The following is a 20,360-nucleotide window of genomic DNA, read 5'->3' on the forward strand; positions in this document are numbered from 1 at the left end:
CAGCGGCGAGGAGGCGAGCCGGCCCCGCCCAAACCAACTTACGAACGGAACGAAGAAAATGATTATGGATCATCACCAAGCACCTACTCTCTCGGCCCTCTCTATGTTCGATGAGCAAGTAAGGCGTGTACCCGATGCGGTCGCGTTGCGCGAGGATGCGCGCGTTATTTCCTACCGTGAGCTGGATGAGCGTGTGTGCATCGCCAGTGGCGGGCTGATAGCAAAAGGCGTAAGCCCCGGCAGTCATGTTGTGCTTTTTATGCCGCGCAGCATCGACTTTGTGGTGGCAACCCTGGCGGTCCTGAGGGTGGGAGCGGCCTATGTGCCAGTCGACCCTGCGTCGCCTCTTGTGCGTCTGCAGCGCATGCTTGCCCGCTGTGCGCCGGCGCTGGTCATCACCTCCGGGCGGACCACGTTACCGGGGATCGACTGGCCTGCTCTGTCACTGCAGGAGTTATGTGAAGACGGACAGGGGGCGCCGGCACCGGCCAATGGTTATGGCTCCGGCGATGAGATCGCCTACGTGCTGCATACCTCCGGTACCACTGGGGAGCCTAATGGTGTGCAGATCACTGGTCGCGGCCTGGCCAACTATCTGTCCTGGGCCGCCAAGACTTATGCAACCGACGGCACCTATCAGGCGTTCTGGCATACGGCGGCGACTTTCGATTTGTCGATCACCAGCTTCCTTGTGCCGCTCGCATCTGGCGGCTGTGTCGATATCCTGCCAAACGAGTCGGCGTTGGAGTCGCTGTTAAATCGCCTGGCGGATAGCCGTGAACCCTTTGTTGTAAAGGTAACGCCGACGCACGTACGTGCCATCGTTGACTGGTTCGATGCACAGGGCCGCTTGAGCACGGTCGCGCACGTGTTTGTGATCGGCGGAGAAGAGTTGTTCGTACGCGATTGCGTCGCCCTTGAGCGGTTGTTCCCTAATGGCCGTCTCTACAACGAATACGGCCCGACGGAGGCAACAGTCGGATGCTGTGTTCAACAATGGACCGGTGCAGCCTCGGCTAATGGCGAAACCATGGCGATCGGTACGCCGATCGATGGGATGACCCTCTATGTGGTTGACGAACAGGGCGAGTTGGCAGCTGTCGGGGCCCGCGGAGAGATTCTGATCGCCGGTACAGGTGTCATGGCCGGCTACCTGGGCAACCCGCAGCTATCCGCGCAAAAACTCAAGTCCGTCCATTGGGCCGACGGCCTGTGCTACAAGACGGGCGATCTTGGCGCACAGCGTGAGGACGGTACGTTCGTATACTTCGGGCGTACTGACATGCAGGTCAAACTCAACGGCTATCGGATTGAACTGGCCGAGATCGAGACCCTGGCTCTGGAGGTCGGCCAAGTCCGTCATGCAGCGGCAGTGGTAACGCACGCTGGCTCCAGTTCGACCCTGACGCTCTTTGTCGAGACCCAGGCCGCGGACGTCGAGGTGGCGGTTGCTCGGCACTTGGCCAACGTGCTGCCTGAGTACATGCGACCTTCGCGCATAGTTGCCTTGCCCGCTTTGCCCGTGACGGCCCACGACAAGATCGACCGTCGTGCGCTGGCCGAGCTTGAGGTGGTGCAGGCGCCGGCAGCAGCCGATGGCCATATCGATAGTGTCGAAGAAACGCTTATCGCCGTCTGGCAGCGTGTGCTGCAACACGAAGGCATCGCTCTGGATGACAATTATTTCGCGTTGGGTGGCGATTCGCTGCGCAGTATCGAAGTGACCTCGATGGCTTACCAGCGTGGTGTGCGCTTCTCTATCGCGACATTGCACCTGAACCCGACGGTCCGTGCACTGGCCAAGGCCGTGCGCGAGGCGGCGACGCCGATCGACGTGCCGATGTCCGAACCGTTCTACCTGGTGTCGGAAAAGGACAGGGCGGTGGTGCCGGACGATGTGGAGGATGCCTATCCGCTCAATCTCCTGCAGGAAGGCATGATCTACCACCGCGAGTTCGCCGCAAAGTCAGCGGTTTACCATGCTATCTGCTCGTATCACGTAGAAATGCCCGTGGATGTCGCGGCAATGCGCACCGCTGTCGAGGAATTGGTTGCGCGTCATCCGCTGCTGCGCACCTCGTTCGACCTGACTCACTTCAGCCGGCCCCTCCAACTGGTCCACAAAGCCAGCGAGCCGGAGTTTGGGTACCTGGATCTCAGGGACGTTGATCCGCAGACACACCAGGATTATGTGGATGCTTGGCTTGAAGATGAAAAAAAGCGCGGCTTCGAAATCGAACAGTACCCGCTAATCCGTTTCATGTTGCACCATTTCTCGGAGGGCAGTTGCCAGCTCAGCTACAGTTTCCACCACGAAATCATCGACGGCTGGAGTGATGCCTTGATGGTGACCGAGCTGGTCAATCGCTATATGGCTCGGGTCAACGGGGAGGCATTTGAACTGCCTGAGCTTCGTTCTACGTTCCGCGATTCGATCTTGCTCGAACAGCAAGCAGTCAGCGATGACAGCTACCGGGAATTCTGGAACGAGAGGATGCGTGACGTCTCGGTCATGCGTCTGCCAAGCTTCGTGGCGCCACGTGCGGACCTGGGCCAGCGCGAGATTATCAAGTTCGAGGTGCCCATCAGCGTCGAGTTGTCCAATGACCTCAAGCGCCTGGCCAATCAACTGGCCGTGCCGCTCAAGTCCGTACTGCTGGCCGCGCACATGAAAGTAATGAGCCTGCTCGGCGGGGTAGACGATGTAATGTCTTATACCGTATCCAATGGGCGGCCCGAGAACCGCGACAGTCATGCGGTGATCGGCCTTTTCGTCAACAGCCTGGCGTTCCGCATGAGCCTGCCCGGAGGCAGTTGGAGCGATTTGATCCTCGATACCCTGAACAGTGAGCATGAGGTATTGGCTCATCGGCGTTACCCTATGGCGGAGGTCAAGCGCCAGCACGGCAGCGAGCCGCTGTCGGAGACGCTGTTCTTCTTCAACCATTACCACGTTACCGATGCGTTGGAGCAGTGGCCGAACCTCAAGATGCTGGGCCTCAAGGTCTATGCGGAGTCAACATTCCCCTTCTGTGTCAATGCGTTTCTGACGCCTTTCGACAAGGACCTGCGCGTACGCCTCGAGTACGATAAGTTGCGTTATGACAAAGCGGTGATGGACGTCGCTGGCGACTTCTATCTGGCCGTGTTGTCGGCGATGGTGGCTGATCCAACGGCCAACTACCATGCGCAGTCCTTCCTGCCTCAGCAACAGCTGGATTGCGTACTGGCCTCGAACAACGCTGCACCGGCGCTCAAACAGCCGGCATTTGAATCCGTCGTGAAGCGGATCAGGGAGCATGCGCGACGTTCGCCCGAGCAAGTGGCAATCGTCAGTGGACAGTCGAACATCAGCTTTGCTGAGTTGGATGCCATGGCCACGCGCTTCGCCGCCCGGCTTGTACTTGAAGAGCAAGTGCGCCCAGGAGACATGGTTGGGTTGCTGATGTCCCGAGGCATTCCTGCAATCGTTGCCATGCTGGCGATCCTCAAGGCTGGCGCCGCCTATGTGCCGCTTAACACCGAGCAACCGGTAGCGCGCCTGTCGGCTGCTATTGCACAAACCGGTGGGACAGTGGTCTGTGACGACGCGGTCCATACGCAGATTGTGCCGGGCATTGAAGGCGATATTCGCTTTGTGCGCTATTCGGATGCGGCGGTCGCCGGCGGCGACGCAGTGGTGGACGTAGCTGTATCAGGCCATAGCGCCGCCTACGTGATCTTCACGTCCGGTTCCACCGGTACACCTAAAGCGACGGTGGTGTCTCACGCTAACCTCGACAGCTCTACACGCGAGCGAGTGGCCTATTACGGGCTGGGGCACGATGACCGTTGTGCGCTGCTGTCTTCCCCGGCGTTCGACAGTGCGGTTGGCGTCATCTTCGGCGCGCTGGTGGGCGGGTCGACACTGGTCATCCCGGATGAGGATACCCTGCTTGACCTGGTGGAGTTGGTCCGGTTCCTGCGCACGACAAACGTAACCATGACGCTGTGCACGCCTTCGTTGCTTGACACGCTGTTGGCCGCGGACGATTTCGTCACGCTGAAGCTGCGCCAGATCATCTCGGCCGGTGAAGCCCTGTCGTGCGACACCTATGCGCGTGCCGCAGCCATTGCGGGGGTTACCGTGTTCAATGAGTACGGACCTACCGAGGCGACTGTCTGGGCGAGCGTGTGGCGTGGCCAGTCCTATCGCGACATGTCGACGATGCCCATCGGTCGCGCTATTGCCGGAGCGCAGCTCTACGTGCTCGATGAGCGCATGCATCCGCTGGCGGTAGGGGTTCCGGGTGAGCTATACATCGGCGGCGCCGGTGTCGCCCAAGGCTATCTGGGCGCACCGGCACAGACAGCAGCGGTGTACCTGCCTGACCCGTTCAGCCAAGTGCCAGGGGCCAGGATGTACCGTACCGGCGACCTGGTTCGCATCGATCTTGAAGGCAACGTGGAATTTCTGACGCGGCGTGACCGGTTGGTGAAGGTCCAGGGTTTCCGGGTTGAGCCCGGGGAAATCGAGCACGTGCTAGCCACTCACCCTCAACTGCACCGGGCTGTCGTGGTGGTCAAACCGGTGAATGGCATCAAGCAGCTGGTCGCGTATGTGGTTCGCCGCAATAGCGCAGAGGAACTGTCGGTCGATCAACTCAAGGCGTTCTGCAAGCAGAACCTGCCCAAGTACATGCTGCCCGCACAGTTCGTATTCGTTGACGCGGTACCGGTCTCGAGCACTGGCAAGGTCGATCTGGCTTCGCTTGAACACTCGGCGATGGAGGCTGCAGCCGGTGCTGTATCTGCCGCGCCGCAATCGCCCCTGCAGGCGATGCTGGCGGATATCTGGCAAGCCGCGCTCAATGTCGAACGCGTCGGTATTTACGACGACTTCATGGCATTGGGGGGCGAGTCGCTGGCGGCCCTGCGTGTTGCCGCAAAGGTACGCAGCACGCTCGACGTCGACATTCCGGTTCGTACGCTGCTCGCTTCAATGGACACCATTGCAGGCCTCGCCCTGGCACTGGAGTCGCATGCAGCTTCGCGCGCCGACGACAAGCCTAAGGAAGAACTTGAAAGTGGCGTACTGTAACGCCACTGAGGTTGCCGGAGATCTGGTTGCTGCGGGGCTTGAGCTGTGGAGTGAGGGAGGGCGGTTGCGTTATGCCGGCCCTGTCGGGGCGTTGAGTGATGAACTCAAGGCCCGCGCAGCTCAGGTCCGCGGTGCCCTTGTCGAACGTCTTGCTCAGGGGGACCGGCTCGCGCCGCCCTCCCGTGCGCAGCAGCGCATCTATGCTGCGCACGCTATGGGTGGGGAGGGCGACAACTATCTGGTGCCGCTCGCCTGGCGCATGGACGGTGCGCTGGAGGCGGGCCGGGTGCTTGAATGCGTGAGCACTCTGGTCAAGCGCCACGAAGTTCTGAGGCAGGGCTTCGTGCGTTTCGGCAAGTATCTGGTGAGTGTGGTTTCGGCGCAGGCAGAGGTGGACTTTGCCGCGCTGTCCGTCATCTGCCTGCCGGGTCAAGACCTGTCCGTCGCGATCCGCAGCTGGATTGAGGAGGAGTCGGCCAGGCCGTTGGATGTGGCACGCTCTGCGATGTTCCGCGTCCGCTTGGTGACGGCACGCGATGGCAGCTGCTACCTGTTGTGGGTCCTTCATCACCTGATCTGTGATGAGTGGTCCAGCGCTCAACTGCTGCAGGAATTCGTTGTGCTTTATAGCGCAGGTGCCGAGGCGTTGCCGGCGCCGGTTGCTTATCGGGATTACGTCCAGTGGGAACACCTGCAAACGCGCGAGCGGTCACCGCTGCTGGATAAATGCGTAGAGCGGCTCGAGCTGGCCACAGGCGAGACGAGTACGCCGTCGCGTCCGCATTCGCAAGCCGGCGACAACCGTACGGCACTTGCGAGGCTGGACCTGACGCCTGCCGCGAGTACGGCTGTCGCCAATGCGGCGCGTGCAATGAAGGTTTCCGAGTTCGTTTTCCTGTTGTCCGCTTTCGTGATGCTACAAGCGCGTTACTCCCGTTCGCGCAACACCGGGCTTGTGACGCCAGTGACTGCACGCTTGGACGAGCGCTTCATGAATGTCGTGGGACCTGTCCAGCAGTTGGCGATCATATCCAGCACGGTCGGGCCTGATCGCACATTCTCCAGCCTGTGTGCAAGCATTACCCGCCAGGTTAATGACGCGTTCTCCCCTGAATACCCACCGATGGAGCATATCTTGGCCGAACACTCGGCGCGCAAGGGCGGCGTGCGTACTGAGTTGCCGGGGACATTGTTTGTAATGGCCGGCCCGGCCATGAATCTGTCGTTGGGAAACGTGCAAGGCGTCTCCATGAGCCTGCGCAATCGAGAGGCCAAGACTAATTTGCTGGTCTGTGCGGCGCGCAGTGAGGGCGTCTTGCAACTGGCTTTTGAATATCGGCCCGCTTCATTGGAAGCAGCAATTGCGCGGCAGATGCTGGATGAGTATGCCTCCTTGCTCCCGCTATGTGCGCAAGACACTTCGATTTGCGAGCGATTAGTCGAAGCGGCCACAGTTCGCCGCCAGGCGCAAATGCCTGTGGCCTTGGCAGCACGCGAGGGCAATGTGCTGCAGTGGTTTGACGAGACCGTGTTGCGCAACCCCGATGCTGCTGCCGTAACCGGTGCCCAGTACTTCAGTTACAGGCAGTTGGCGGGGTTGGTCAACCACATCAGCGTTGGCCTGCCTGCGAGTGTCGTAAACCGTGGAGCCTGTGTGGCGGTATGGGGCCGTCTTTCGGCGCGGATGATTGCCACCCTGCTTGGGGTGATGCGTGCGGGCGCGTGTGTGGTGCCGTTTGACGCGGACATGCCTGAGCAGCGTGTCGTGATGATCTGTCAGCGCGATGGCATCGATCTGCTCATCGTGTGTGATCCGGCACTCGCAAGGCCGGGAATTGAATGTGCCGTTGGCGTGCCGGTCATGCTGCCTGATGAGCTGGCGTGGGACGGCGTCGATCCTGCACCACTCGAGCACTGCCCGACGCTGCATGTCGATTCGCTCGCCTATGTCATGTATACGTCTGGCTCCAGCGGTGAGCCTAAGGGCGTGAGCGTGTCTCATCGCGCTTTTTCCCGGTTTGTCGAATGGGCGAGCGCAGCCTTCGCGTTCAATGAGCTCGCGGCGTTCAACGTCCTCACACATGCATCGTTCGATGTCTCGCTATTCGAAGTGTTTGCTCCACTGGTGACGGGTTGCCCGTTGCATATCGACGCGGGGCAGACCTACCTGGAGCGGTTGCGTGCATCGGCAACGGGCGCAATAGCCGCCGTGCCGTCGGTACTGAGATCGGCCCTTGCCGCGGGTATTTCCTTGAAGGCTGCGACGCATCTGTTTGTCGCCGGTGAGGCCTTCTCGCCGGCGTTGGCCACACTACTGGCAGCCCAAGTGCCGCATGCTCAAGTCTGGAACCTGTACGGGCCTACGGAGGCGGTGGTCTACACAAGTATCCACAAGATTGCGGCGGGCGGGCCTGTACCCATCGGCGTGCCTCGCGATGGCCTGGCCTGTTACGTGTTGCGTGATGACTGGACGCTGTTGCCCAATGGCGCACTGGGCGAGTTGGCCATCGGCGGGCACATCGCTCGGGAATACCTGGGCATGCCGGCCCTGACGGCGGCGCGTTTTGTACCTGATCCTTTCACTGCGCACGCAGCAGGCCGGATGTACCTGACCGGCGACCTGGTATTCGTCGATGGACACGGGATATTGCACTACGTCGGGCGTCGGGACCGTCAGCTCAAAAATATGGGCGTAAGGTTGGAACCGGAGGAAGTCGAACGGGTGCTGCTCGACCATCCTCTCGTTACCGCAGCATGCGTCTGCATGGGGCAAGACGATGCTCAACTGGTTGCTTTCGTCGAAGCGGACATCGCGTCAGTGCAGGAGCATGACCTGCGCCGGCACTGCTATGAGCGCTTGCCGCGTGCGATGACGCCGCAGCGTTTCGTGTTGAGCCCCGCCCTCCAAAGAACGCCTGCCGGAAAACTCGATGTGACGGCATTGCGTGCCAGGCTTGCGCATCTCGCCGCCCAACCATTGACCGGACTGCAGCCTGCAGGCGCGACTCAAACCCTGTTGATGGGGTTATGGGCAGAGGTCCTGGGACATACCCGTTTCGATATCCGCACCAACTTTTTTGAAGCCGGTGGTAATTCGTTGCTGCTGCTGGCGCTTTTTGATCGGCTGCCGGGTAACAGTGCCGAGCCGCTGAGTGTGGTCGACCTGTTCAACTACACGACCGTGGAGCAACTCGCGGGTCGACTCGATCAGTCTTCTCGTTCCATCCGGCACGATATGCCTTCCTCCAGCGTGAAAAATTACAAGACGGCCCTGCGTCGCCACAAGGTTAAGTATGGAAACGATAAATCAGTTTGAAGATGAGCAGTGGCTGGGCAAGGCCGCAATAGTTGGCCTGTCGTGCCGCTTTCCCGGTGCCGAGGATGTGCACCGCTACTGGTCGAACCTGCTGGATGGCGTTGAGTCGGTAGAGCGCTTCGAGGCAACTGAGCGTGCCCGCAGCCGTTTCGCTCCAGGTGACATGGACCGCGACGCGTTCGTTGGGGCCGAGGCCGTCATGCCGGGCGTGGATGAATTTGACCATGAGCTGTTCGGTTACACCCCGGGGGAAGCCCGCAGGCTCGATCCGCAGCTGCGCATTGCGCTGCAATGCGCTCACGAAGCACTCGAGGATGCGGGGTGTGGCGGCATGGCGCCCCATGAGGGCAAGGTAGGCGTGTTCTTTTCCGCGAGTATGAGCACCTACCTGCTGGAGCACGTGCTCGAAGAAAACATGGACGGCCTGGGGGCTTTGTTGGGTAATGACAAGGACCATATCGCCACAACCATCGCGTTTCGCCTGGGGCTGACCGGGGCAGCCGTCAGTGTCGGCAGCGGCTGCTCCAGCTCGGCCGCGGCGCTCCATTTCGCATGCCTTGCGCTGGCTACCTACCAGTGCGATGTAGCGCTTGTCGGCGGTTCATCCATTATCTTTCCACAACGCCAGGGACACGTTTACCGAGAGGGCGGTGTGTATTCCCAGGACGGTCACTGCCGGCCGTTTTCGGCTGATGCCACGGGAACCATCGGTGGAAGCGGGGTGGGTGTGGTTGTGCTCAGGCGCCTTGACGAAGCCGTGCGCGATAACCATTCCATCTATTGCGCTATCGCCGGCAGTGCATGTGGCAACGATGGCCGGCGGAAGGTTGGCTATGCAGCGCCTTCCGTTGAAGGCCAGGTCGAAACGATCCGTCTGGCGCTGGCCACGGCCCAGGCCGATCCGAAAGACTTTGCTTACATAGAGGCCCATGCCACCGGCACCGCGCTGGGAGATCCCATTGAGCTTGATGCGCTGCATCGGGCCTTCGGACCGTCAGGCGGTGATGGCGCATACTGTGCGCTGGGCTCCGTCAAGGCCAATATCGGTCACCTTGACAGTGCCAGCGGCGTCGCCAGTGTGATCAAGGCTGCCTTATGCGTGTCAGAGCGTAAGCGACCGCCGCAGATAGGCTTCACTCAGGGCCATCCACTGGTGCCTTGGCAGACCTCGCCCTTTCGCGTCGAGTCGCAAGGCGGATCATTGTTTGAGGGGGCCGGCACCGGCTATGTCGGCGTCAACTCGCTCGGCATGGGTGGCACGAATGTATTCGTCGTGCTTGAACCCGCGCCGCAGCGTATGCGGCTGCAGAGCCAGGGGAACCAGCCCGTACCTATCCTGCTCAGTGCGCATCGCACGGATGTGCTGGAGGATGTGATCAGTGCCCTGCATGCGTACGTCCTCGCCGAAAGTCCTGACCTGACGGACCTGGCCTACACGCTGTGTGTTGGCAGAAAACCTTATGCCTGCCGCGTGGCGTTCCTCTGTCGAGACCTCGACGAGCTGCTGGCACAACTCGAGCAAGGCCTTGCAGCGAGCCTTGCGATCGATGAGGCGGACTCCATGATCAGCGCCTGGCTCGCCAATGAACCGGTGGACCTGCGTGACCGGTTCCCAGTAACAGCACTTCGTTTGCATTTGCCGGCTTACCCTTATCGCCGCACGCTGTGTCGAATGGAGGCGCGGGCAGCGCTTAGCGTACCGGTGTGGCGCAGGGCATTGATGGCAGTCCCTGAGGCGCCTTCACGGGAGCAGGACCGGACCGTGCACGCGGCGTTGGAAGACTACTGTATTGCCCTGGTGCGAGATTTTCTCGCCGACCGCGCCATTGACTTGAGTGCTCGTCAACCGTTAGAGCGTGTCCAAGTGCTTGAGCAGTTCGGGCTGGCGCCCGCATACGCACGTTTTGGCGAATACCTCATCGACGTGCTGCTATCGCGCAGTTTGTTCACGCCCGAACAAACGGCTCTGAGGCCAACAGGCCTGACGGACTTGCCACATTCTTCGCAACTGGCTGCCAGCATCTGTGAGCGCTGGCCTGTCTACACGCCATTGGTGAAGTTGCTCGCCGAATTGGCGCGTCAGCGCGAATCGATTGTCTGCCAGGGACGCCCCGTTCTGGAAGTATTGGCCAACCAAGGCCATGACGCGATCGCAGCCGCTATTGCCTGTGATGCGCAGCGCAGTGCGGTGCTCGCTGATCAGTTCAACCAGATCGACAGTTTTCTGCGCCAGTTCGCAGCCCAGCTGGATCGGCCGTTGCGCGTACTTGAGATCGGTTGCGGACATATTGCCCTGACTGAGCACCTGCTCGTCGCCACAGGCAGCGAACACATCATGGAGTATTGGGTAACCGATGCCGATGAGCGGCTTGTCGCCAAGGCGCGCGAGCGGCTGGAAGGCACCGTTACGTCGACCTCCAGCCATCTGCATTTCGCGCGCTTCGATATTGATCGCCGCCCGGCCACCCAAGGATTGCCCATCGGCCATTTCGATGCGCTGATCGGGTTTAACGTTCTCCATGTAGCCGCAGATTTGCACGTTGCCTTGGATAACCTTGGCGACGTCATTAACGAACAGGGCGTAATGTGCCAGATCGACACGGTTGATCCGCGGCTGTCGACTCAGTTGATCTGGGGCATGCTTCCAGAATGGTGGCGCTACGAAGATCAGCGGGTGCACGGCCCGTTATTGTCGATCGAAGCTTACCGGCATCTGCTGGCGTCGGCATGCAGTGAACATGCCCTGGTCGGGCGACTCGACGAGAAGGCCGAATCGCTGCTCTGGTTTGCCACGCCGAAGTCGCGGAGCACGGAGCACACTTATGTGCCAGCTTGGCGCCGCGTCACAGGCCTGTGCCCTCAGCCTTGGCGCGCGGGTGAGGTGGTGCTTGCATTTGTCGATGATGCGATGCTTCGTGCGGGAATCGACAGCCTGGCCGGCGAGAATGCTGTAACGGTCATGGGCATCGTACGTGCAGGCCTTGACCCGGTGTATCCTGATGATCGGGCCGCTGTGCCGGGCGCCGAAGCGGATGTGCGGGCCGCGATCCAGGCGTGCCTGCACCGCCACGGCAAGATCGACCGGGTGGTATATGCCTGGGATGCGCCGGTGCTGGGTTGCGAGCAGGGCGATGCACTAGTCACTTCGCTGGGTACACTACACTGGGCAGCCAAGGCCCTTGATCAACTCCAAGGCGAGGCCGCTGTCGAGTGGTTGCTCATCTCCCGCGGCCTTTACAGAGTCGCCGGTGACGAGCGCGTGCAGGCACAGGCAAGCCTGGCCCAAGACATGATGCGAATGATTGAGCTGGAGTATCCGCAGTTTCATCTGCGCCATGTCGAGCTTCCGCTGCAGGGCAGATTGCCGCAGCAGTTTGTCGCCGCCTGTACGGCCGCGCATGATGGCGATACGCTAGCCATTCGTGGTCGTCATCTCTGGCAGCCCTACCATGAACGCGTTGACCTTCCTGGCACCGAGCCCGACCTGAATGGAGCCGTGGTCGTCCTTGTGGGCGGCCTGGGCGGCCTCGGCCTGTCAATCGCCCAGGCATTGGTCAGTCGCTTCGAGCTGCATCTGGTCATCGTCCATCGCGCCAACTGGCTCGACCTTCCCGCTACCGAGGACAACGAAAAGCAGGCGCTTATTCGCCAACAGCTCGCCACGATCCAAGGCCGGGCGATGTCCCTGCAACTCGAACACGCCGATGCCAATGAGCGCGACGCAGTGTTCGCTGCTGCCCGGAGCATTGGTGAACGCCATGGCAACGTTGACGGTGTGCTCTACCTGGCAGGGGAGGTCGATCGTCAGGGCGTATTGAGGAATCGTTCGTTCGCGGCGCTCGAGCAATCGGTACGCACCAAGACCCACGGTGTGTCTCACGTGACCGAGGCTTTTGCCGGCCTCGCCCCGCGCTTTCATGTCAACTTCTCGTCCATCGGTACAGTCCTGCACAAAGCAAAATTCGGCGAAGCCGGCTACGTAATCGGTAACGGTTACTTGAATGCTCATGCGCGTGAAGGCGGCGATGCTGCATGCCGGTTTATGTGTATCAACTGGACCGATTGGCAGGCTGACGGCATGTGGGCCTACGCACAACTCGAATTCCAGGCACGCTACGCGTTGAACACCGACAGGCGCGACAGCGAGTCCGATACCTGGGGCGATTCCCATTGGCTGCAAAGCCTGTCGGCACGCCAAGGTGTCGATCTGTTGCTCAGGGCCCTGGCATCGGAGCACGATGAAATTGTCGTGTGTGCCCAGGATCTGCAAACACTCATGGATTACCAGAAACGCGCGACGCATGCCGATTACGGGCGCTATCTGGACACATTGCAATTAAGCGCTGCCGTGCAGTCGCCGCGTCAAACGCAGGTGCCGTCTTTCGCGGTACAAGGCACCCCCCGTGTTCTGGCGCAGATCTGGGAAGAGCTGCTAGGCGTTTGTGTTCAAAGCATGGAGGACAACTTTTACACAGCGGGCGGGGATTCGCTCCTGGCACTGCGTCTGGCCGCGCTTGTGAAGCAGGCCTACGGGGTCGACCTATCACTTTCGACGCTGCTCGATACCCTGACTTTTGGTGGGTTCGTGGCGTACATCGATAGGAAACTTGCCGAGAAACCCTCGGCCTCGGAGGTCAGCATTGGGCTCTGAATCCCCGGCGTTCTCACTGCTCGTCGAGTTGTATCGGCAGGGCGGACGCATCCTGCCCCAGCAGGACGGGCTGCAGGTCAAGGGCCGCGGAGAGCGCCTGGGCAGTGATTTGCTCGAAGGACTGGTTCGACATAAAAGTGACCTGCGTCAGTTGCTCGGCGTACGGATGGACGGAGCCACCGGTTCTATCGCCGTCCCGCTTTCCAGCGCCCAGGAGGAAATCTGGGCCGTGGAGCGGGCTCGGCCCGATACCACGCGGTTCGGACTCACCAGCTGTGTGCTGATCAAGGGCCGCCTGGACCACGCCATCGTCACAGAAGTGCTCAATGCACTGGTCGAGCGCCATGTCGCCTTGCGCACGGGATTCATCGAGGAGGGCTACCCATCGGTCCGGCAGGTGGTTCATTCCGTGCGGCATTTCGAAGCAGTGGTAGAGCGGGGACCTGCGCACTTGGTGGATGACCCATCGGTCTTGCTGCGGCGTGTCGCGGCCAATCAGGCGAGGCGCACCTTCGACCTGGCTGCGGGGCCATTGCTTGACGTGGAGCTATTGATGCTGGGCAAAGAGCATGTGTTGTTGACGCTGCGAAGACACCACATCGCCAGTGACGGGACCTCTTTCGCAATCATTGTTGATGAGTTTTGCCGCGACTACCTTGCCCTGCATACTGGCAAGCGTCTGGTACAGGAAACCGGCACCCTGGGCTATCCGGCGTTCGCGGCTTATGAACAAGCGGCCATCGCCCGTGATGGGCGTGGGTCATTGCGCAAGTGGTGGCGAGATGAACTCAGTCGCGCGGCACGATTTGCGGCTGCGGCTGATCGTCCTGGCCAGGCGCTGGAACCTGTCACCTTGGCAGAACACCCCATGCGCTCGTTCGACTTTGTGCTGCAAGCGTCACTTCTGGTCGAGTTGCGGGCACTGTCACAGCGCTGTGGCGAATCGTTATATTCGACGATGTTTGCGCTATTTCGCTTGCTGTTGGAAGCCAATAATGCGCCAGGTGCCGAATGCATCGGCGTGGATGCTTCGATGCGCGATGAGGCAGAGTTCGAACGCACCGTCGGGCTGTTTGTCAACCGCGTACCCATCGTTCAGGGAGTCGAGCCCCAGTCATCGTTCGAGTCGATGGTTGCGCAAGTCGGAAGAACCCTGCGTGGTGCTTTGGCGCACAAATGGCTGGCGCATCATGAGATCGAGGCGCAGGGTACTGCGGCAGGGGTGTCGTGTTTCGGTTACCTGTTCGGCTTCCATAACAATGCCCATGCCACCTTTTCTCTGCCGGGGTGTTCGGTCGTGGCGAACCATGTTCACAATGAACAGGAGCACGATGTTCCTTTTGTCTGCTACCTGAGCGAAATACATTCGAGCCTGCGAATGAGTGTGGCCTATCGCGCCTTGCCTCATACCGAGGCGCTGGCCAGTGACTTCCAATCGTCATACTTGCAGCTTGCAGGGCTCGCTGTCGTCTCGTCCAATACCTCCTGCAGCCAGTTTATTGCCGCAGTCCAGGCTCGTCAGCAGCAGGACAATGACGGGCGTCGGAGTGCTTTTGCCAGGTTGAAACGGCATCGTCCATCGCATGTAAACGGGGAAAACGACAATGCATGAATGGAAGAAGCGTTTCTCGCGGACTGCCGGGGCCGCTACGGCCGCGACGGCGGACACCTGGAAGGATCTTGTGCTGCACGTTGGTGACGAGAGACCGTTCATGTCGACGTTCACTCCGGTTAAGTCAGGGACCCGGTTGGCAGAGGTTTTCCGACGTCATTGTGCACACATCAATGCCCTGCTCGATGAGCGTGGTGCCCTGTTGTTTCGCGGCTTCGAAGTGGGGGGCGCACGCGAACTCGAACTGCTGGGCCAGTGGGTCGGCCACGGCGCCTGTGAAAGTCGAGAGGAGACCTCTCCACGCAGTCACATCGCTGGCAACGTGTATACCGCGACCGAATACCCGGGGCGATACCCCATCGCCTTTCACAACGAATGCTCCTATCAGAAAACGATGCCGGCAAAGTTGCTGTTTTATTGCGGTCAACCTTCTCATACCGGGGGAGCGACCTTGCTTGCTGATGGCCGAGCGGTATGGCGGGCGCTACCCGAACCCGTCAAGGCCTCATTCGCCGGCCACGGCTATCGTCTGATGCGTACCTACCATCCGAACTTCGGCATGTCCTGGAGGCAAGCGTTTGGCGCGAATGACCGGGCGAGCGTCGAAGCGATGGCTTTGAGTGATGGAATCTCACTCGAATGGAAAAGCAATGACGTGCTGACGACCACACAGACGCGGCCATGTGTGGGTATCCATCCCCGCACCGGCAAGGCCAGTTGGATCAACCACCTGTATTTCTTTCACCATTCGAATCTGCCGGAACACGCTCGGCAAGCGCTGCTTACGGATGCCGGTGCGGACCTGCTGGTCAATGACACCTGTCATGCCGATGGAACGCCTATTGCGCTCGACACGCTCGCGGCGATCGGGCAGGCTTATGAGGCCAATACACTGTCAGTTGAATGGCAGGCTGGTGATGTGCTCTTGGTCGATAACCTTTGCGTAGCTCATGGCCGCACTCCATACGAAGGAGTGAGAACCCTTTATTTTGCTCAACTTGACCGCGTTGAATGGGCACAACTGCATAATTCGTTACTTGTTCAGGAAGAACATCCATGAGCCTTTCTTCTCTTTCGTTGCCGCAACTTCAGGCCTATGGCCGTGGTTCCTTCAGCGAAGGCCGTGCAGAAGTCATCTGCAGCACGTTCTCTCTATCAAATGAAATTCCCGTTGAGAAACTGCGTCAGTGGGCTGGCGATCTGCTACTTGAGGCCAATATTCCGTTACCGGGCATGGAGCAACGCTGCCCCGTCGACATGGCCCAGGCATCCAGCCTCGATCGCGCGTGTGAGCGCATAGTGCAAGTGCTGCGCCAGGGTGACTGTCCCTGTGCGTTGACGCAGGTATCGATCAACGGCGCGGCGTGGCTGATAGCGGTTGCGCGTCCTTGGGTATTTGATGCTGACGGCTTGTCCCGTTTTGTGCACCGGGTGCTTGAATGCGGCCAGGGTGTGGTGAAAGGGGCGGATGAGCAGTCCAGCTATCTGGATTATGTACAGTGGCAACGCGAACTGATGGCCAGCCCGGAGGCGCAGTTCGGCAAACAGTTTTGGACACGGATGGCATTATCTTTTCGTCCGCTGTGTGACCTGCGCATCGGCGAGCGCCTGGAGACAGTCGCACCCTGGAGAGCCTCTTTCAGCACGCTAAGCCTGGAACCGATCTTTGCACAGCGCCTGGAGTCGATTGCCGCACGACTGCGGGTATCCATTGATGCGTTGGTGCTGAGTAGTTGGCTGGTCGTGCTGGAGCGCCTTCTCCCAGAGGAAACCAAGGATCTGGTCGTGGTGGTTGCAGATAGTGCTGACGAGGGATTCGGCGACCTGCTCGGGCGGCTGGGTTTTGAATTGCCGATGACGTTCAACGTCGCAGATAGCAGCCCTTTTGCCAGCCTGGCCAAGCATGTCGATAAACAGCTGGAGGAGGGCGGGGAGTGGAAGGAGTGTTTCTTCGAGCAGCATCTCTCGATCGATGCCGACCGTCTCGGCGCGCGGTTTTCCACGCGCACCCTGCAACATTTCGATGGCCAGGACACAAGCTGCCGTGAGCATCTGCACCCTTCGTTCGCCCCGTCGAGTTGCCTCGAAGCAATTTTCGTGCGGGGGCCGCAGCCGGCGCTTGCGCTTTGTGCCGATGCGGCGTGCTATTCGCAAGCCACGCTGGATTTCTTACTCGGCCAATTGCACAGAACGTTGATGCGGGCGAGCGACGATGTGATGGCGTCGGTCGGGCAATTGAAAGCCCCTGATGCACTCGCGGAGCAATCCAGCGTTACGCAGGTTGGCGGTAGTGACGAGACCGCGCCGCAGTCGGTGCCTGAACGTATCAATGAGGTCATCGATCAGCATGCCCAAACCATTGCCATTGAGTATGGAGCACGCTCATGGACTTACCGTGAGCTGGGGTTGCTTGTCGAAGAACAGGTGCGCACGCTGGAGCAATGCGGTGTTGGCATTGAGCAATGTGTTGGGTTAACGGTGTCTGATCCGCTGCGCTATCTGGTCGCCGCACTGGCGGTATGGCGCCTGGGGGCACACTTTGTCGCGCTGGGTGAAAACCTGCCGCAAGCACGTATGCAGCAGATTATCGAGCGCACGGGGGTCCGGGTGATCGTCGACCCCGATGGAGGCCTGCGCACGCATGGCATGCCCATGACAGCGTGCGCACCGTCGCAGCTGCGCCCGCCACTGCATCCCGACCTGCTGGCCTACGTTATCTTTACCTCCGGCACCAGCGGGGAGCCGCGTGCCGTTGCTGTCTCGCACCGTGCGCTGGCCAACCAGTTGGCCGCATTGACTCGGCAGTTACCCCTCGAACCCGGTGCGATTGTGTTGGGACGTACCACCGCGACCTTCGATGCTTCGCTATGGGAGTGGATGTTCGCATTTTGTGCCGGTGCGCGGCTGCTCGTGATGGGCCCCCTGGAAGCTTCTTCGGAGCGGGCGATTATCGCTGCGCTCGAGCAACGCCCGATCAGCATCGTGCAGATGACGCCAAGCCTGCTCGCGCGCTGCCTGCGGGTGGGCGGCGCCGACGCGTTGGCTAAACCGGCGCATGTGCTTGTCGGGGGAGAACCGCTGGATGGGTCGCTGGTTGCGGCGGTGGTGGAGCGAGGCGGGACATTGGTCAATGCTTACGGCCCTGCCGAGACCTGTATCAATGCCAGCCTGTTTCGTGCCGCCCGAGACGCGTATCCCCGTACAGTGCCGATCGGCGAGCCCTTGGATGGGTACGTCTTCTACGTTGTTGATCGCGCACTTCGGCCGGTGCCTCTGGGTAGCTGCGGCATGTTGTGTATTGGCGGAGCGGGTCTGGCCAGGGGCCTGGTGGGGGCTCCAGGCGCTACCGCCCATGCGTTTGTGCCGGACCCGTTCAGCCATCGGCCGGGTGCGCGGATGTATGTGACAGGCGATCTGTCACGCCGCCTGCCGAATGGTAACATCGAGTTTGTCGCGCGTCGGGACGATCAGTTGAAGATCAATGGTGTGCGTATCGACAGCGCTGAAGTCCTCGCGGCTATCAAAGCCGAGCGATCTGTGAGGGACGCCACACTGATACAACTGCGCGAGCCTGCGGTGAGCCTGGTGGCCTGTGTCGTCCCGGTGTCGGCCAACCATTTCAGTGTCGACGCCTTGAACGCTGCATTGCGGCTGCGCTTGCCCATGAGCATGTGCCCGGCCAGGATCATTGTTCTCGACACCTTGGCGCTGGATGCGCATGGCAAGGTCGACCGCCGCGCGCTGGCGGCAATCGCACAGGCGCAACTGGAGTCCACATACGTGGCGCCCAGGACCCCGACAGAGGTTGGCGTGGCACAATGCTGGTGCTCGGTGCTGGACGTCGAGCAGGTAGGTGTACATGACAACTTCTTCATGAATGGTGGTCATTCACTTTCATTCAGTCGCCTGATTGTGGCCCTGCGCGAGAAATTTGGCATCAGCCTGTCTCTTGGCAGTGTGATCGATGCGCCGAGTATTGCCGCTCTGGCAGCTCATATCGATATGCAATTGAAGCCTGATAGCTGAATGGATATGTTCGAAAGCCTGGCTATCGTCGGAGGAGGCCAGTCAGCCAAGTATCTGCTGTTGGGCATAGCCCATGCGGTCGTGGCGGGACGACTCCCTTCCACGTTGACTATCGGGATCTATGAGCAGGGACACGGATGGGGCACCGGACTGGCCTGGTGCCCGGACAATGTCAGTGACGTTCACGTGTCGAGTCTTGCCACACCTTCGCGGAGGGCGGAGGTCGGTCGGGGCGAACTGAAGCGGTTCGAGCAGATCGTCGCCTTTCTCGTCAGCCTGGGGGTTAGCGTCACAAGCAGGAGCGCAACCCTTATCAGCTCGGTTGAGCGCGCCGGCCAGGGCTGGACCCTGCGCAGTGACAAAGGCGCCCTGTACCAGGCCCGGCATGTGGTTCTGGCAATCGGGCATAGCGCCTTTGCCGAACAACGTTTCGTCGGCCAGGCGCACCTGCGCCCGTGGCCGTTCCGTACGCTGTGCGAGCGTGTTCAGGCGCGTGTGGCGACGGGGAGGGCCGATGTCTTGGTGTTGGGCAGCTATCTGACGGCCGTTGACGTAGTGGCCGGTCTGGATGCGAATTTCGGTACGGACCCGGCCCGATTGCGCATGAGCGTGCTCTCTGGCAGCGGTGAGTTACCCAAGGTGTGGGGCGCGCCGCCGCCCGCGCTGGATGTTGATACGCTCAGCCGGCGTGTGCTGTCTGATACGGTTCTGCAACGATGCGCTGGCAACAGGTTTGGCCTGGATGAGATCGAGCGGATGATTCTGCAGGTCGCTTTTGAGGGCGGCACAGAGGCAGTGCCAGAGACCTCGCTGGAAGCAGAGTTACGCCGGCTCTGTGCCGGCGAATCCGCAGAACGCTTGAAGCGGGATCTTCAGGAAACAGCCGGAGGCGCTGTGATTGCATGGCAAACCGCGCTTTTCGGTGGGTTGCCGCTGTTGAGCGAAGCCTTCGCTGACTTCACTGATCGGGACAAACTCCGCTTCCTGTCGATACGTTCGCGTTACTACCGGGCCGCTATGCCGATGGCGCGTGAAAATGCGCTGCGCCTGGACGCTCTGTTTGACCGCGGAGTACTTTGCACCCTGGCTGCGCCTGCGGGCTATCAGCTCGATTACAGCAACGAACGCCGTGTGCATAGCCTCAGTCTGGCGGATGAAAGCGGGAGGAGCAGGCACGTCGGTGAGTTTGATTTTGTCGTAGCGGCCGCCGGGTCTGACACGCGGCTTGCCCATAGCGCCTCGCCTTTGCTACGGCAGTTGTACGATAGCGGCTTGGCGTGCGGGGTGTATGCCCATGACGCGGGCAGATCGGTCGAATTGGGTGGAGTGCGCGTGAATGCGCGCACCTGCGAGATGTTGCCGGCACGAGCGTCCTTGGAGGCGGGCGCCGGTCGCCTGTTTGCGATGGGGCCGCTGTTGATCGGCACTTTTCCGGATGCACAAAGCGTGGGTCATATCGCACGCGATGCCGAGCGTATCGTCGAACGACTAGTGGTGTTGAACATCAAGGATTGATTGCGTCGCTCTCGGAATCACGAGAGGGCGCAGCTCAATGGAACTGAACAGCCAAGCGAGAATGCAATGCAGTCGAACATCAAGTTCCTTCTCCCCGGGAAGCAGAACAGTGTCTTTTTTCCGGCGTCGTGGTTCGACGCAGGGCACGGGCTTTTATCCG

The 20,360-nt window shown here is 60.5% G+C and carries 7 protein-coding genes; all 7 read left to right on the forward strand.

Going from position 1 to position 20,360, the window contains the following annotated elements:
* The first annotated feature begins 103 nt into the window (after nt 1-103).
* From BMX59_RS25860 to BMX59_RS25890, 7 genes are read left to right on the forward strand one after another with little or no spacing between them, the layout of a single operon-like run.
* Entirely contained in the window at nt 104-5,080 is a 4,977-nt protein-coding gene (locus BMX59_RS25860) for a non-ribosomal peptide synthetase (RefSeq protein ID WP_175486712.1), read from the forward strand.
* Nucleotides 5,067-8,396 (forward strand): AMP-binding protein, encoded by a 3,330-nt coding sequence (locus BMX59_RS25865; RefSeq protein WP_256573000.1) that lies wholly within the window; start codon nt 5,067-5,069, stop codon nt 8,394-8,396. The genes BMX59_RS25860 and BMX59_RS25865 overlap by 14 nt, the downstream gene beginning before the upstream one ends.
* On the forward strand, nt 8,374-13,047 hold the full coding sequence (locus tag BMX59_RS25870; protein WP_093127341.1) for a beta-ketoacyl synthase N-terminal-like domain-containing protein: 4,674 nt from the start codon (nt 8,374-8,376) through the stop codon (nt 13,045-13,047). The genes BMX59_RS25865 and BMX59_RS25870 overlap by 23 nt, the downstream gene beginning before the upstream one ends.
* The gene (locus tag BMX59_RS25875) at nt 13,037-14,659 is read left to right on the forward strand and encodes a condensation domain-containing protein (protein ID WP_093127345.1); all 1,623 of its coding nucleotides are present in this window, start codon (nt 13,037-13,039) and stop codon (nt 14,657-14,659) included. The genes BMX59_RS25870 and BMX59_RS25875 overlap by 11 nt, the downstream gene beginning before the upstream one ends.
* On the forward strand, nt 14,652-15,719 hold the full coding sequence (locus tag BMX59_RS25880; protein ID WP_093127348.1) for a TauD/TfdA family dioxygenase: 1,068 nt from the start codon (nt 14,652-14,654) through the stop codon (nt 15,717-15,719). Before BMX59_RS25875 ends, BMX59_RS25880 begins: the two co-directional genes overlap by 8 nt.
* The gene (locus BMX59_RS25885; protein WP_093127351.1) at nt 15,716-18,685 is read left to right on the forward strand and encodes an AMP-binding protein; all 2,970 of its coding nucleotides are present in this window, start codon (nt 15,716-15,718) and stop codon (nt 18,683-18,685) included. The genes BMX59_RS25880 and BMX59_RS25885 overlap by 4 nt, the downstream gene beginning before the upstream one ends.
* Nucleotides 18,686-20,200 (forward strand): FAD/NAD(P)-binding protein, encoded by a 1,515-nt coding sequence (locus BMX59_RS25890; protein WP_093127354.1) that lies wholly within the window; start codon nt 18,686-18,688, stop codon nt 20,198-20,200. It begins immediately after the preceding gene.
* Nucleotides 20,201-20,360 lie beyond the last annotated feature (160 nt).

Origin of the sequence: Pseudomonas sp. NFR09 (genome assembly GCF_900111535.1) — a bacterium.
In the GTDB taxonomy this organism is placed as follows: Bacteria; Pseudomonadota; Gammaproteobacteria; order Pseudomonadales; family Pseudomonadaceae; genus Aquipseudomonas; species Aquipseudomonas extremorientalis.